At 33.8% G+C, this 13320-nt stretch carries 13 protein-coding genes; 12 read left to right on the forward strand and 1 reads right to left on the reverse strand.

Annotated features, from left to right (window positions below; genetic code table 11):
• Positions 1 to 232: 232 nt before the first annotated feature.
• The 4 genes from ACTSKG_RS14460 (at position 233) to ACTSKG_RS14475 (ending at position 4105) form a co-directional block, all read left to right on the forward strand.
• Entirely contained in the window at positions 233 to 1477 is a 1245-nt protein-coding gene (locus ACTSKG_RS14460; RefSeq protein ID WP_464755267.1) for a glycosyltransferase family 4 protein, read from the forward strand.
• Complete coding sequence (locus ACTSKG_RS14465; RefSeq protein WP_464755268.1) at positions 1461 to 2075, forward strand: hypothetical protein; 615 nt, start codon at positions 1461 to 1463, stop codon at positions 2073 to 2075. The genes ACTSKG_RS14460 and ACTSKG_RS14465 overlap by 17 nt, the downstream gene beginning before the upstream one ends.
• A gap of 155 nt (positions 2076 to 2230) precedes the next feature.
• Entirely contained in the window at positions 2231 to 3199 is a 969-nt protein-coding gene (locus tag ACTSKG_RS14470) for an NAD-dependent epimerase/dehydratase family protein (RefSeq protein ID WP_464755269.1), read from the forward strand.
• Positions 3200 to 4105, forward strand: coding sequence for an NAD-dependent epimerase/dehydratase family protein (locus ACTSKG_RS14475; protein ID WP_464755270.1), 906 nt, complete (start codon positions 3200 to 3202; stop codon positions 4103 to 4105). It begins immediately after the preceding gene.
• 575 nt (positions 4106 to 4680) lie between these two features.
• On the opposite strand, the gene ACTSKG_RS14480 is transcribed toward ACTSKG_RS14475, so the two are convergent.
• On the reverse strand, positions 4681 to 6381 hold the full coding sequence (locus tag ACTSKG_RS14480; protein ID WP_464758042.1) for a methyl-accepting chemotaxis protein: 1701 nt from the start codon (positions 6379 to 6381) through the stop codon (positions 4681 to 4683).
• A 336-nt stretch (positions 6382 to 6717) separates the two neighbouring features.
• Between ACTSKG_RS14480 and ACTSKG_RS14485 the strand changes: the two genes are divergently transcribed.
• From ACTSKG_RS14485 to ACTSKG_RS14520, 8 genes are all read left to right on the forward strand, one after another.
• Positions 6718 to 7236: a tubby C-terminal domain-like protein gene (locus tag ACTSKG_RS14485; protein WP_464755271.1), complete on the forward strand. Its 519-nt coding sequence runs from the start codon at positions 6718 to 6720 to the stop codon at positions 7234 to 7236.
• A gap of 89 nt (positions 7237 to 7325) precedes the next feature.
• The gene (locus ACTSKG_RS14490; RefSeq protein WP_464755272.1) at positions 7326 to 8210 is read left to right on the forward strand and encodes a DMT family transporter; all 885 of its coding nucleotides are present in this window, start codon (positions 7326 to 7328) and stop codon (positions 8208 to 8210) included.
• 210 nt (positions 8211 to 8420) lie between these two features.
• Positions 8421 to 8783 (forward strand): hypothetical protein, encoded by a 363-nt coding sequence (locus tag ACTSKG_RS14495; protein WP_464755273.1) that lies wholly within the window; start codon positions 8421 to 8423, stop codon positions 8781 to 8783.
• 167 nt (positions 8784 to 8950) lie between these two features.
• Positions 8951 to 10051 (forward strand): serine hydrolase domain-containing protein, encoded by a 1101-nt coding sequence (locus tag ACTSKG_RS14500; protein ID WP_464755274.1) that lies wholly within the window; start codon positions 8951 to 8953, stop codon positions 10049 to 10051.
• A gap of 269 nt (positions 10052 to 10320) precedes the next feature.
• Positions 10321 to 11049, forward strand: a complete 729-nt coding sequence (locus ACTSKG_RS14505; protein WP_464755275.1) for an amino acid ABC transporter ATP-binding protein — start codon at positions 10321 to 10323, stop codon at positions 11047 to 11049.
• Positions 11050 to 11068: 19 nt separating this feature from the next.
• On the forward strand, positions 11069 to 11887 hold the full coding sequence (locus ACTSKG_RS14510) for a transporter substrate-binding domain-containing protein (RefSeq protein ID WP_464755276.1): 819 nt from the start codon (positions 11069 to 11071) through the stop codon (positions 11885 to 11887).
• Positions 11888 to 11966: 79 nt separating this feature from the next.
• A complete protein-coding gene (locus tag ACTSKG_RS14515; protein WP_464755277.1) occupies positions 11967 to 12620 on the forward strand; it encodes an amino acid ABC transporter permease in 654 nt (217 codons plus the stop codon).
• Between the two features lie 12 nt (positions 12621 to 12632).
• The gene (locus tag ACTSKG_RS14520) at positions 12633 to 13283 is read left to right on the forward strand and encodes an amino acid ABC transporter permease (protein ID WP_464755278.1); all 651 of its coding nucleotides are present in this window, start codon (positions 12633 to 12635) and stop codon (positions 13281 to 13283) included.
• Positions 13284 to 13320 lie beyond the last annotated feature (37 nt).

The following is a 13320-nucleotide window of genomic DNA, read 5'->3' on the forward strand; positions in this document are numbered from 1 at the left end:
CTACATACCTGTTTTATAGTTAATGCACTTTCTAGAAGAATATAAGGGCTCTATCCTAATTTATGAAAATAATAATTCGGTATTATATTTAATAATCTTCATCCTACTTCTTCATCTATCTAATTAAGGATCTATAATTACACTACTAATAAAAACTTAAAGAAACGCCTAGTCAAATTTCTAACCTTTAAATAAACATATAGTATGCGATTAAAACGGGGAGATGTAACTATTGAAAATATTGTTAGCCACATATTGGTCTATTCCACATTTAGGTGGGGTATGGAGTTATATGAGTCAGTTAAAGAACAAGTTAGAGATGCTTGGACATGAAGTGGATGTGCTTGGTTATGATGAGGACAACCTGAATGTGCATATGGTCAATGAGAACAAGAAAATTGAGCGAGAAAAATTGCTGCCTTTACTGCAGGCAAAATTAAATAGGGAGAATTATCCTGAAATTTATGAGAACAAACTTATCGAGTATACGGAGTTTCAACGATATGTTTTTGAATTAGGAGTAGCATACTTTGGGTTAGATAAATATGACATCATCCATACACAAGATGTTATTTCAACCTCTAGTATTAATCGGGTACGTCCGAAGAATGTACCATTAGTAGCTACTTTACATGGGTCCATTGCACAAGAGATACAACACCAATTAAATACTATCCATAAAACGGAAACTTCTTATATGGCAAAAGCTTATTTTGCAGAACTTGAAAGAAATGGAGCAATGACAGCGGAGGTTACAATAGTAGCCAATAACTGGTTGAAAGAAATTTTAATACAAGACTTTAATGTACCTAATGATCAAATAAAAATACTTCATTATGGATTTGATACAGAAAGTTTTCTAAAAAATATGATGATAAAATCACTTATCATACCTCCTAAAAATAAAAAAGTCATTATATATTCGGGTAGACTCACCGAGTTAAAAGGGGTGCGTTATCTCTTAGAAGCGCTTAGTAAGCTAAAAATAATACGACAAGACTGGGTCTGTTGGATTGTTGGATCCGGAGAAGAAGAAGAAAAACTACGCATTATTAGTAAAGATTTAGGATTAGATGATTACATTCATTTCTTGGGTAAACGTGATGATGTACCTTCGCTATTAGAAAAAGCAGATATATTTGTATTGCCAACGTTGCTAGAAAACCAACCGATATCCCTTATTGAAGCACAAATTGCAGGTAAGGCATGTATAGTTAGTGATGTAGGTGGCCTTCCTGAAATGGTAGAGCATAAAGTAACAGGCATGCTAACGCCTCCTGCAAATGCCAATTTGTTGTATAGAAATTTGGCTTTGTTATTGAATAATGAATTTTTTCGTAAAAAAATAGGATCCAATGCAAAGAAATGGGGAATGACACATTGGTCTATTGATCAAGGGATAAAAAATTTAATGGAAGTCTATAAAGAAGCCATCGTAATTAGGAAGAATGGTGAAAAAAATGGCTCGCTTGATTGATTATTCTAAGTCTCTATTTATCGCTTTGATTACTAAAGGGAAGATCCTATGGAATAAGGCATGGTTCTCCAAGGACTCAAAAGCTATTCAGGAAGAAGTAGAATTGCATACTTTTGCAAGTAGATATGATTCTATCTTTCCGGTAGAACAAACAAACGAGGATATTTTTGTACCAAAGGGAACATGGGATCAAATCAAGCTTTCTGTACCTGATAAATTTGTCATTCCAAACCCCCATACAGCCATTCTTTTGGAAGCTATGAAAGCTGATTTCTATAACCGGTTATTCAAATATCCCAGTTCTAATCCAAGTATGTTGGTAGATAGTAATGTCTGGAGTAAGTTGGTTAATAATCTTCCAGAAAATTATTTATTACCTATACCGCTCTTCGATAAAATAGTGGAACCTATAAAAAATGATAACAAGGAAACCGACTATTCGGAGTCTTTCGGACCGAAAGATATCTCCTTCGATCATGCTATTTGGGAAAGGATTGTTAAAAACCTTCCTGATCATTACACTATACCGAATCCTACTTTGCAATTTGTAAATAAACCACAGGTGAATAGTACGATGCAATTACTATCTAAACATTAATTGATGTAAATTCACTTAAAGTTAGTTTCTATTTGATCGATGAATGTTCTATTTCGTTCATCGATTTTTTTATTGAATAATGTTTCAACGGCACATGTCCCATAAGCCTCCTTTTATCTTGCATATATTATGGAAAAGTGAGAAGGGGATTTATTATGAATGTAATTGTTTCAGGTGGAGCTGGATTTATTGGTTCTCACCTTGTTGATGAACTTATCTCCAAAGGAATAGAGGTTCATATTCTAGATAATCTAGTAACGGGACAGATAGAATATGTCAATCCTAACGCTCATATGTATGTTGTAGATATATGTAGCGAAGAGGCGAGAAAAATTATTATGGACGTTCGCCCAGATGTGGTTTTCCATTTGGCTGCACAAGCAGATGTTGGGAAATCAGTCCAATATCCTAAACAGGATGCAGATATAAATATTATTGGCACGATCAATATTCTTGAAGCTTGTCATAAAGCGAAAGTAAAGAAATTCATTTTTGCTAGCACATCGGCAGTATACGGTAATTTAAACAAAGAGATTCTTTCAGAAGAAGAGGTAACCATTCCGACTTCCTATTATGGTTTGTCCAAATTGACAGCAGAGTCCTACATAAGGCTTTTTTATGAGCTTTATCGACAACCTTATACTATTTTAAGGTATGCAAATGTATATGGACCAAGGCAAATGCCAAAAGGAGAGGGAGGTGTAGTATCTGTCTTTTTTGATCGAATTAAAAAGGGTGGAAATATTAATGTTCATGGAGATGGAAAACAAACGAGAGATTTCATCTACGTGAAGGATATTATTTCAGCTAATATTGCTGCACTTACTTATGGCAATCAAGAAACTATACAAATTAGCACTTCGAAAAAAACATCTATCAATGAAATATTATCCCTCGTAACGGACATTCATGGGGTTAAAGTAGGGAGAGATTTCACTGCTTCCAGAGAAGGAGATATTAAACACAGCTGTCTTTGCAATAAAAAAGCACAATATTATTTAAAATGGAGTCCCATTTACAACATTGAAGATGGATTAAAGGAAACTTATGCTTTCCATGTAAATTCAGAGAGTAATATACACGAGGATGATAAGTCCAAACCTAGAAATCGAGTGGATAAATAAATGAAAAGAAAACCGCGAATAATGATATCCGGCGCCAATGGTTTCACAGGTTTACATGCTTGCCAATATTTCAAAAAGGCAGGATATGATGTTATTGCTGTATCGAGAGTATCACCTTCAAACATTTTAGACGAAAGAATTCATTTAGAACAATGTGATTTAACCGACAAACATCAAGTCAGTAATTTGATAAGGAAGGTTATACCGGACCAAATACTACATCTTGCTGGGCAAAATAATGTGCACGATTCTTGGAATGAACCAATTACATCAATCGAAGCAAATGTAATGTCCACTGCTTATATAATCGACTCAATAAGACACGAAAATTTACCTTGTAAAATAATAATTGTCGGTTCTGCTCTTCAATTAGATTTAAGCAAGTCTTCTTCATTCCAAGATCCATATAGTTTAAGTAAAACAATTCAAGTTTTAGTGGCGCAATCATGGGAATCTCTTTATGGAATGGATATAATTATTGCAAAACCTTCCAATTTAATAGGACCTGGAGATTCTACAGGAGTATGCTCCATACTTGCAAAGAAAATTGCAGAGATGGAATCGCAACGTTCAGAGAGAGTACTCACGGTAAATAACTTATTTGTTCAAAGAGACTTCATTGATGTGAGGGATGCTATACGTGCATATGAAAAACTATTTGAAATAGGTAAAACAGGAGTGGTTTATGATATTACATCTGGCCAGCCAAGATGCCTAAAGGAAATAACAGACGGTTTACAAAAATTATCAAAGGTTGACTTTAAGATCCAAACCTTGAGGAATAATCTTGAAAAAATAGAGGTTACTCCACCTGAAAAGCTTATAAAGGCTGGATGGTCCCCTCTAATATCGTTTGAAAAATCACTGGAAGATATTTTGATTTATCAACGGGAAAACCTTCTTTAGAATTTCCCAAAGGAGATTTCTTCTTTAAAAGACACGAAAAAATATTAATTTTTGCCGTGAACAGGTTGATTTTCGCAGCGGGTGGACGCTTGAAAGTCGTGCAAGCATCAAGCCACTTCCCAAGCTCCTGCGCAAGCTCGTCGCAAAAGTTAATTTCGCTTGGTTCATTCCAGGGTCTTGATTTGCTCTAATCCCCTAGAGGTTGCAGCCTTCAAGCTCCAATCAACTAAAGTTAAACTTTTATGTATAGATAAGCCGGTGAAAAATAGGAGGCTTACATCAAATAAAGAATTGAAAAAAATCCCGAAATTGTATCTTCGGGAGTTTCCTGAATGTATAAGAAAGCATCTTTTCATTCATTATCCAAAAAGGGTTTAAACTTATTCCTAAAGTTGTAGGAGAGCGACGGACAGACGACAGCCATATGATTACCGAAAAAAGAGGCTGGTTCGTGACGTAAGTCACGAACTGCCTCTTTCATATCTTTCGGTAATGATATAGCCCAAGTCTATCCAAAGCATTCCGGAAACGATTGGAAATAAGGTTAGTGAACGCTTGCGATTTTCCTTATTTTGTTAAATTTTAAACTTACTAACTAGAGCTTGTAAATCCTCTGCCATGTTAGATAAGGAAGAAGCAGAAGAAGTAATCTCCTCCATTGAGGCTAACTGTTCTTCTGAGGCGGAGGCTACATTTTGTGTATTTGAAGAAGAATGTTGAGCGATATGAGCCATTTCTTCAAGAGAAGCATTTACTTCTTCTGCACTAGCAGACATTTCCTCGGAGATGGCAGAAACTTCTTGAATTTGAGCAGTAACTTGCTCAATTGATCTTAAAATTTTCTCAAATCCTTCTCCAGTTTCCTTAACTATTTGCATTCCAGTAGCAACCTCTTGAGTACCAACTTCCATAACATTCACTGCTTGGTTTGTATCTACTTGTATTTTGTTAATTAACTCAGCTATTTGGTCAGCAGATTCTTTGGACTGTTCTGCAAGCTTTCTAACTTCATCTGCTACAACCGCAAACCCTTTGCCATGTTCGCCTGCACGGGCTGCTTCGATTGCTGCATTAAGTGCTAATAGATTCGTTTGATCTGCTATACCTGTAATGACTCCAATAATGTTTCCAATTTCATTGGATAGATTCCCCAACCTTCTTATAACAGAAGCTGAATCTTCTACTGAAGTATTAATAGTGTTCATTTGATGAATTACTTTTTGAAGCGATTCGTTGCCTAAGTTGGCTTCCTTGTTTGTTTCAATTGCAGATTCTGAAACAGAAGAGGAAGTTTCCGCAACTTGTTGAATGCCGATAGTCATTTCTTTCATGGCAGTTGAGCATTCATTTGCACTTTGAACTTGTGTATCGGAACCACTTGCAATTTCTTGAATAGAAAGTGCAATCTGATCGGTTGCCTGAGTTGTCTGTTCAGCACTTGCTGTTAATTCTTCTGCAGCAGAGGCTACATGAATAGAGTTTGTACTGACTTGTTCTATTAGCATTCTAAGATTCTTTGTCATGAGGTTAAAAGAACTGACTAATTCACCAATTTCATCTTTGTTTTTCACGGATACTACATCGACAGAGAGATCTCCTTCTGCAATTTTTTTAGCCGAACTAGCTAAAGAAATGATAGGCTTGGAAATAATTCGTCCCATGAAAAGTGCAATAGTAATTCCGACTAACACGGCAATGATGCCGAGGATTAAAACAAAGCTAATTGTCTTTTCAACCATTTTTGTATTATTAGCACTTCCGTCAACTAATAAACTATTTTGGAAATTAGATAGATTATCTACCTTTTCATCAAGTCTGTTTATGATTTCCCGTCCTTCTGTAGAGAGCAGAACTTCGTATTCATTTCTTTTATTTTCTTTTTTTAACTTGATAATTTTATCTGCAAACTTTGTATATTCTATCTCAACATGATTGATTTCTTCTAACATATTAATAGCTTCAGGTAATTTAAATTTCGGTAGTAAAGACTCATAACTCTTGTTAAACTCTGAAACTGAATTCGAAAAATCTTGAAAAGCTTTTTCATCGCCTAGTAATAAATAACCTCTCATAGCAATCATCTCTGTCTTTGCAGCTACTTGTAATTCCTTTATTTCAATTGCTTTCATAGCTTTATCGTTTACTATGTCACTATACGAATCGTTTACTTCTGCAATTTGTGTGTAACTAACAACAATTGTTATGATTAATAATAATAATACTGCTGAAAAGCCACCCAGCAGTTTTTTGTTAATTGTCCATTTCAATACGAACACTCCAATTTTTTTGATTTTTTTGTTCATTCAAACTTCTGTAAAGTAGTGAAATTAAAAAATATCATTAATTTGATAGATATTACGGGATATTAAATCAGATAGACTAGAACGATGAAAAAGTGATAGATATTAACTACTTCATCTTTTTAAATGATATTATAATTGGCCTATTTCAGTATAATTAGTTTTACATGTACTAACAAGAGTTTTTTTAGAAAAATACAACAATATTCGTTTAAATTCGTCAAAAAAACATAATAAATAGTCATTAGGAACTATTTATTATCAATTATTAAAATTAATATTTAATGCTATTTAATCAAAGGAGAACTAACCATGCACACATATACATACACACAACCTCTATCAATAGAGTCAACACCAATGACTTCTGTCTATAACGAAGGAGTAGTTTACTTAACATTTCAAAGGTTTTACGCCAGTAAATTAACTAAATTTGCAGACAAGCTAATGGATTATCGATATTTTTTAAACTATCACGTTTATAACACAAATAATGAGCTCATTTTCACATGTAAGAAAGTTTCGCGAAAAGGGAGAGTCTACTATGAAGCAAAAAATCTTGTCCAACACCAAACATACATTGTTGCTTATGATAAATGGAAAGAACTAATTCCGGATCTAATCATTACAGATGGCAGTTTGGAAATAAAACTACATAAGGAAATGGAGGGGTGGTCACGATTTACATGTGACAACAAAGAAATTGCGCGCTGGAAAGCAGAATTAAATGAGAAATTTTCAGTCCAGTTAGAAATAGAAGAAGACTCACCGATTCAAAATGCAGCATTTTTTGTTGCGATTAGTCAATGTGCGTTGTTTGTTGGTGGATAATTTGAAAGTATTGCAAATATATAAACTAGAGTGATATGGTTAAATTTAGGTGTTAAGAATTTTTTGTCAAAGAAAAGAGGTTTAATAGTATGAATAGTACAGCCATGCTAAAAATGACTTTATCGATGGCTATTTTCGGTTCTATTGGTTTTTTTACAGGAAAGACAGGAATTCCAGCTGTAGAGTTAGTTTTTGTACGTTGTATTTGTGCTACGCTTTTTTTGGGCTTTTGTTGGTTGATCTCGGGGCAACATAAAGTAGAGGTTTGGCGAAAACGAGAAGTTATACAAACGATGATATGTGGAGTTTTTTTAGTGTTAAATTGGGTGTTTTTATTTAAAGCTTTTGAAGAAATGTCGATAACAGTAGCCATTTCTATTTATAATTTAGCACCTATTTTTGTATTAATATTAGGAAGTTTGTTTTTAAAAGATAAAATGACTGTGAAATCATTACTTGCAATTGTAGTGTGCTTTCTAGGAAGTATATTTATTATCGGAATTCAAAACTTCACCTCACTCACAGAATTTTTCGGCTCAGGTTTTGTATGGGCTTTGTTGTCAGCTTTGTGTTATGCCATGACAATGCTACTCGGTAAAGGGATTAATGGACTAAGTGCTTATGCCATGACATTTGTGCAGACAACAATTGGTATTTTAATGCTCTTTCCATTTATGAACTTTGAAGTGTTTCATGGATTAAGCATGTCTAATTGGCTTTACATATTAGGAACTGGCTTGATACATACAGGGTTTGTTTATTATTTATTTTTCGATAGTCTTCGGAAATTATCAACAGTTGTTATATCTGCTTTAGTTTTTGTTGATCCAGTAGTTGCTATTTTACTTGATACATTGATTTTAGATTTTCGCCCTTCTATTTTACAATCTGTAGGTATTTTGCTTATTTTCGGTGGAATTGTTTACACCTTGGTAAGACCTAATACAAAATTAATTGTTTCTGAAGAGCCTTGAAAAAGCCTTGCTAAAACCTAGGAGTAAAATACCCATTAGAAAATGCCTTCGATTTTTGGTTTAAAAAGTCATTATAAAATAAAAGCCCATTAGCTAAATGGTTCGAATCAAAAATAGATTCGAGCCATTTTTATACTATTTAATACTAGGTTTAAGTGTAAGCAAGAAAAGGAATAATAAAAAAAATGGGTATACAGAGGAGGATAACAAATGGAAAAGTTGACTTTAAAAGAACAAGTATTACTTGCCTATTATATTTATAACTTTTTAGAGGAAACAGCAGCATCCCTGCAGGAATTAGAAGAAGCCCTAAAAAACAGTTTAAAGGATGATTATTCAAAAAATGTAGAAGAACTGGAGAAAGAAGGTCTAGTTAATAACTCGCAAGAAGATGGAAAAGAAAGAATTACAAATGAAGGTATAATATACATGGATAACACTTTGCATATCCAGTCTGAAGCGACGGAAAGAAATAAATTATCGTATGTGAAGGATAGTCTTTTAATTAATGAGATGTTATTTTCCAACGAAAGTTTAAAAAAATATATCCATGAGCATTTGGGGATTGACTGAAAAACTATAAAAAGAAGATGGCGTTTGATTACCGAATTGGTATTAAACGTTTTTTTTCTTGAAATCCGAAATACTTATCTATAATTCTTATACTTTTTAAGCATATAAAGGAGGACTTATCGATATAGTAGTTGAATATAGCGTAAATGATTTAAAAGGAGGATACTATGAGTGAGAATTTGGAGGAAACTAAGATAGTCGAGATGTTTAGGCGTACTATTAAAAAAGACCAAAATATACATAATGCATACTTGCTTGTCCATTCTGACATTCACAAAATTCATCTAAAAATTGCAGAAGGTGAGACTGGTATGATGTCTGCTCAAGTCCAACAGCCTTTTTTTATTGCAAGTATTAGTAAGTTATTTACATCTACTCTTATTGCCCTTTTGGTAGAAGATAGTAAAGTCGCTTATGATGATTTAATTAGTGAATATATAGAGGACGATCTTTTATCGAATTTACATTTATATAAAGGTAAAGACTATACTCAAGAAATTAAAATTAAACAACTCCTTAATCATACTTCGGGTTTACAGGACCATTTCGAAGACAAACCTAAAGCGGGAAAGTCATTACTAGATGAACTATTTGATAATCCGACTCGAGTTTGGACACCTAGAGAAGTTATATTGTGGTCAAAAGAAAACCTACACTCTCATTTTCCTCCAGGAAAAAGGTTTCATTATTCGGATACAGGCTATCATTTACTTGGGTTAATAATAGAAAAAATTACTTCTATGCCACTACATGAAGCTTTTCAACATTATATTTTTGAGCCTCTTCAAATGAATCACTCCTATTTGTTTCGTTTTCCAGAGGCAGAGAAAAATGAATTGCCCATCGCTCACTTGTTCGGAAGACATCAGAATGTGACTGACTTTGCTAGTTTAACAATCGCATCTTATGCAGGTGGCGGTATAGTTTCTACTTTAGAAGACTTATTAATATTTATGCGCAAGTTTATGCATGGAGATTTAGTAAAAAATGAAAGTTTTGAAAGAATGAAAAATTGGTCAAAATTCTCTTCTCTCAATTTTTTAGGGATTGACTACGGATATGGACTCGCTTCTTTTAAAATTATTCCCCTTATTATGCCCAAAAAGTATCGTGTTTTTGGTAATTTCGGTTCAACTGGTACATTTATGTTTTACCATCCTGAAATGGATATTTACTTTATTGGAGCTTTAAATCACTTTGGGTATGGAAGAAAAGGTATTAAAGTCATGTTTAAATCCCTAAATATCGTATTAAAAAGTATTCGATAAATCCCCCGAGGGAATGGTACTACCCGGATAAAAGCTTAACTTTAGTGTTTACACTAAGGTTTTTTGCCGTGATGCCGAGAAAAATTAGAACAGATAGTAAGTTATAATACTATTCTATCATTTTTTTACAAAATAATTGGTCGACTAACAATAAAGGGTGGACTTTCCTGGAAAACATATATATAATTTTATTTATATAAGTATTCAGAAAAATTGAAAAACGAGAATTTGTGGTTTTAGGGTTTTACTTAGGTAGAAAGGAGAATTGCATGATTTTTTTTGAACAAGTAAATAAATATTACGGAGAGTTTCAAGTTTTAAAAGATATTAATCTCACGATACAAAATGGTGAGGTTGTAGTTGTAATTGGTCCATCTGGATCAGGAAAAAGTACATTGCTCAGATGTATCAACGGACTTGAAACAATTTCGAATGGTACTCTTGCTGTGAATAATACACCAGTCAATGACAAGAAAACAGATATTAATAAACTGCGACGTAATATTGGGATGGTATTTCAACATTTCAACTTATATCCTCATAAAACGGTTCTTGAAAATATTACTCTTGCACCAATAAATGTGTTAAAGCAGTCAGCAGAGGAAGCAAAAAAGACGGCAATGTATTACTTAGAAAAGGTAGGCATACCTGACAAAGCATCCTCTTTTCCTTCTCAACTATCTGGTGGACAACAACAACGTGTTGCCATTGCAAGAGGGCTTGCTATGAAACCCGATATTATGCTTTTTGATGAACCTACTTCTGCACTTGATCCGGAAATGGTAGGGGAAGTATTGGATGTAATGAAAGCGCTCGCAAAAGAGGGAATGACAATGGTTGTCGTTACACACGAAATGGGATTTGCAAAAGAAGTTGGAGATCGAATTGTATTTATGGATCAAGGAAAAATTTTAGAAGAAGAAATGCCGGTAGAGTTTTTCGGAAACCCAAAAGAAGAACGGGCGAAAGTGTTTCTCAGCCGTATTTTAAATCATTAAATAAAAAGGGGATGTATAAATGTTTAAGGCAAAAATTTTTTTTAGTTTAGTAGTATTATCACTAATGTCGATTTTGTTTTTAGTGGCTTGTAATTCAAATGATGAAGGAAAAGGTTCTGAGAAGTCAACAGAAGATAGCGGTTTAGCAGCAATTAAAGATAAGGGCAAGATTACTTTTGGAGTAAAATTCGATACTAAGTTATTTGGTTTGAAGAACCCATCTACGGGTGAAGTAGAAGGATTTGATATTGACATTGCAAAACAATTAGCAAAAGAAATTCTTGGTGATGAAAATAAAATTGAATTTGTAGAAGTTACATCAAAAACAAGAATTCCACTTTTGAACAAAGGTGATATTGACGCCATAATTGCGACAATGACCATTACAGAAGAACGTAGAAAAGAAGTAGATTTCACAGACGTTTATTTTGAAGCAGGTCAATCTTTACTAGTGAAAAAAGGAAGCGCGATTAAAAGTATTGATGATTTAACGAAGGATACAACCGTGCTTGCTGTGAAAGGTTCCACTTCTACGGATAATATCCGCAAAGCAGCACCAGATGCACAAGTATTAGAGTTTGAAAACTACGCAGAAGCCTTCACAGCTCTCAAAGCTGGAAAGGGAGATACATTAACAACAGACAACTCCATTCTTTTAGGGATGGCTTCAGAGGATGACTCTTTTGAATTAGTTGGCGGAACATTTACAGATGAACCTTACGGAATTGCAGTTAAAAAAGGAAATACAGAATTTTTAGATGCACTTAACAAAGCTCTTGAGACATTAAAATCAAATGGAGAATTTGATAAGATTTACAACAAATGGTTTGATAAATAAAATAAACTTGCTTTAAATTTTCTTAATTCAGGGTGGGCAGTGATTGCCCATCCTGATTAAGTTAAGTGGGGTGAAACAAATGTTGGATTTTTCTATTTTAGTTAATCATTTCGACATGTATTGGGCAGGCTTGAAAATTACGATTATTGCAAGTCTAATTGCATTAATTGCAAGTTTTATTATTGGAGCAGTTGTTGCTGTTATGAGAATTACAACAATTGCACCTTTGCGCTGGTTTGGAACTGTATATGTAGAATTTTTCCGTAACATTCCACTAGTTATCATAGCTTTTTTCTTCTATATTGGAACTCCGGCTCTCGGTATAAAATTTTCTGGACTTGAAGCAGGTGCGATAGCGCTTTCCATCTATACTTCAGCTTTCATTGCAGAAGCAATACGCTCAGGTATTTTATCTGTGTCAAAAGGACAAATGGAAGCTGCAAGGTCTTCGGGTTTAACGTATATTCAAACAATGAGATTAATCATATTGCCCCAAGCAATTAAAATTGTAATCCCTCCAATTGGCAACCAATTTATTAATTTAGTTAAAAATTCTTCTATTCTAGCGCTTATAGCTGGTACTGATCTTATGTATCAAGCAGATCTCATTTCTGCTAAAACATATGTTGTATTTGATGTTTACATATTTGTTGCATTATTCTATTTAGTGCTCACTGTTCCATTGAGTTTGGGTGTTGGATACCTTGAGAAACGTCTTGCAAATAGTCACTAAGGAGGTGTCATAATGGACTTTTTAGGTGCATATTCACCACATAATTTAATGTTTCTTTTGGAAGGTTTTTATATCACACTAAAAGTTGCACTGATTTCAATTATCCTTAGCTTTATCCTAGGTGGATTAGTTGGAACTTTACGATTTGCAAAAATTCCTATTCTATCAAAAATACTGGCTGCTATTGTCGAAACAATACGTAACTTGCCACTTTTGCTAATTATATTGTTTACTTATTTTGCGCTTCCAGAGATAGGTATTAACCTAAGTATTACTATTTCCGCTATTGTGGCACTAACTGTTTTTGAATCAGCTATGCTTGCAGAAATTGTTCGTGGTGGATTAAATTCCATTGAAAAAGGACAAATGGAAGCAGCTCGTTCTTCTGGTCTTTCCTACGTTCAGGCGTTAAGGTTTATCATTTTACCGCAAGCGCTTCGAAGAATGGTGCCAAATCTTGTTAGTCAATTTATTTCACTGCTTAAAGATACTTCTTTAGCGGTTGTGATAGCCCTTCCTGAACTGCTCCATAATGCAAAAATTATTCAAGCGCAGGAAACAAAATATGTAATTCCGATTTTCTTATTAATCGCTTTAATGTATTTCATCGTCAATTATGCTTTGTCATTAATTGCCCGAAGACTAGAGATTAAGAATGCATAAAATATTATTAGACAAAATATTTTCTCTTAGTAAATAC

The organism is Psychrobacillus syltrankelensis (genome assembly GCF_055454035.1).

Coding starts and splice junctions, on each gene's coding strand:
- ACTSKG_RS14485 (WP_464755271.1), top strand. CDS start 6,718: ATGCACACATATACATACACACAACCTCTATCAATAGAGTCAACACCA.
- ACTSKG_RS14515 (WP_464755277.1), top strand. CDS start 11,967: ATGTTGGATTTTTCTATTTTAGTTAATCATTTCGACATGTATTGGGCA.
- ACTSKG_RS14470 (WP_464755269.1), top strand. CDS start 2,231: ATGAATGTAATTGTTTCAGGTGGAGCTGGATTTATTGGTTCTCACCTT.
- ACTSKG_RS14505 (WP_464755275.1), top strand. CDS start 10,321: ATGATTTTTTTTGAACAAGTAAATAAATATTACGGAGAGTTTCAAGTT.
- ACTSKG_RS14500 (WP_464755274.1), top strand. CDS start 8,951: ATGAGTGAGAATTTGGAGGAAACTAAGATAGTCGAGATGTTTAGGCGT.
- ACTSKG_RS14495 (WP_464755273.1), top strand. CDS start 8,421: ATGGAAAAGTTGACTTTAAAAGAACAAGTATTACTTGCCTATTATATT.
- ACTSKG_RS14510 (WP_464755276.1), top strand. CDS start 11,069: ATGTTTAAGGCAAAAATTTTTTTTAGTTTAGTAGTATTATCACTAATG.
- ACTSKG_RS14475 (WP_464755270.1), top strand. CDS start 3,200: ATGAAAAGAAAACCGCGAATAATGATATCCGGCGCCAATGGTTTCACA.
- ACTSKG_RS14490 (WP_464755272.1), top strand. CDS start 7,326: ATGAATAGTACAGCCATGCTAAAAATGACTTTATCGATGGCTATTTTC.
- ACTSKG_RS14520 (WP_464755278.1), top strand. CDS start 12,633: ATGGACTTTTTAGGTGCATATTCACCACATAATTTAATGTTTCTTTTG.
- ACTSKG_RS14465 (WP_464755268.1), top strand. CDS start 1,461: ATGGCTCGCTTGATTGATTATTCTAAGTCTCTATTTATCGCTTTGATT.